This window comes from Atopococcus tabaci DSM 17538 (assembly GCF_000429585.1).
Taxonomy (GTDB): domain Bacteria; phylum Bacillota; class Bacilli; order Lactobacillales; family Carnobacteriaceae_A; genus Atopococcus; species Atopococcus tabaci.
The window spans coordinates 1-1406 of the sequence record NZ_AUCD01000132.1 but is presented as its reverse complement, the minus strand read 5'-3'; the positions used below and the strand labels follow the sequence as shown (position 1 = coordinate 1406).

Here is a 1406-nt window from a genome sequence, read left to right as displayed (position 1 = left end):
TCTTCGAGAACATCTCGAAGAAGGAACACCAATCAGACAATTGGCTCGTAAATATAATATTCCATCGGCCGACACTGTCAGAAATTGGATAATAAAGTATACTAAAGGGGAAAATATCAGGAGTTACTCTCCAAAACCCGAGGTGTATACGATGAAAGGTAGAAAAACAACACAAGAAGAAAAAATTCAAATTGTCAAAGACTATCTAGCCAATAATTTATCCTATAAAGAAGCAGCTGAAAAACACCAGGTATCCTACAATAATGTCTATTCGTGGGTTCAAAAGTACAAAGAACACGGTCCAGACGGACTCGTCGATGGACGAGGTCGCGGGAAACCGGACATTATTCAAACAGAAGAAGAAAGAATTCGGGCTGAAAATGCGGCTTTAAAGGCACGTAATGAGTATCTGGAAACGGAGAACGCGGCGTTAAAAAAGTTAGAAGAAGTGGAAAGAGAGTTGATGTCACGCAGACGAGGTATGAGGCGGAATACCAAACGATCAAGAAACTACAAAAAGAAGGATTCAAAGTAATTCATCTCTGTGAAGCATTAGGTGTCAGTAAAGCCGGTTATTATAAGTGGCTGAAGCGAAAGCCGACTACGTCGGAAAAGCGACTGCGAAAGCTGGTTGAATTAATTCTTCAAGTCTATGAAGAGCACAAAGGCATTTATGGGTATCGTCGCATCACTATTTATCTGAACCATTTCATGAATGCCAGAGTGAACCATAAGTGTGTCTATCGCTTGATGAAGCTGTTGGGTTTGAGAGCCGTTATCCGTCGGAAACGGTATACCTACAAACCTCACAAAGCGACACATGTCACCGAGAATATCCTCAATAGAGAATTCCAGAAGGAATACAAGCCGATGGACGTCTTATTAACCGATGTGACGGAATTTAAGTATAGCCAGCACTCCAAAGCTTATCTCAGCGCTATACTCGATTATGGATCAAATAAAATAGTTGCCTTTAAATTATCCAAACACAATAACAATGCCTTAGTCCGTGATACCGTCCGTCAGATCGAAGACGATCTTGTGCCGACCCACACACTCCTGCACAGCGATCGCGGCTTTCAATATACGTCTCACGGATTCCGCAATTTTGTCAAAAAACATCAACTCACCCACAGTATGTCGCGTGTGGGCAAGTGTATTGACAACGGCCCAATGGAAAACTTTTGGGGCATCATCAAGGAAGAAATGTATCGTCTAAAGACCTACACGAGTTTTGAAGAATTAACGCATGATATTAAACGATACATTGACTTTTATAACACCCGACGGGTGACGTTGAAAATGGGCTTGAGTATTCCTGCATAAAAAAGCCATGCATGAAAAATCTCATACATGGCACAAAATATTTTGTTTATTTATCTGTCTACTTGACAGGGGGCAGTTCA

General features: G+C 41.3%; 1 protein-coding gene and 1 pseudogene. Both read left to right on the top strand.

The genetic code is table 11. The features are described from left to right. The first annotated feature begins 151 nt into the window (after window positions 1–151). Window positions 152–535: a helix-turn-helix domain-containing protein gene (locus G470_RS0111670; protein WP_051258572.1), complete on the top strand. Its 384-nt coding sequence runs from the start codon at window positions 152–154 to the stop codon at window positions 533–535. Beyond that, a pseudogene (locus G470_RS0111665) lies at window positions 496–1326 on the top strand (IS3 family transposase); the annotation flags it as partial. The gene G470_RS0111670 and the pseudogene G470_RS0111665, both read left to right, overlap by 40 nt. Window positions 1327–1406: the final 80 nt, after the last annotated feature.